The organism is Halomonas sp. SIMBA_159 (assembly GCF_046536035.1).
Classification (GTDB): Bacteria; Pseudomonadota; Gammaproteobacteria; order Pseudomonadales; family Halomonadaceae; genus Vreelandella; species Vreelandella venusta_A.
The window spans coordinates 1-239 of sequence record NZ_JAWJBT010001515.1; the positions used below are offsets into that span (position 1 = coordinate 1).

General features: G+C 39.3%; 1 pseudogene. It reads left to right on the forward strand.

The annotated features are described in order from the left end of the window. Positions 1-191: pseudogene (locus tag R0J87_RS24290) on the forward strand (MFS transporter); the annotation flags it as partial. Positions 192-239: the final 48 nt, after the last annotated feature.

Here is a 239-nt window from a genome sequence, read left to right on the forward strand (position 1 = left end):
GCTTTAATACAGCGATTATGAATATCGGCATGATGCTTGGATCGTCAATGGGCGGCGTGATCATCCAATATACAAAGATCACATATTTGAGCTGGATTGGCGGTATAGCGAGCCTTGTTGCGTTGATGTTGATTTGTTATTCGTTCTATTTACACCAACGCCTCCAACGAAAGACACAGGAAAACCAATAGAACACATTTCAATTTTTGGTATGATGGAAGAAACTTATTAAAGGAATG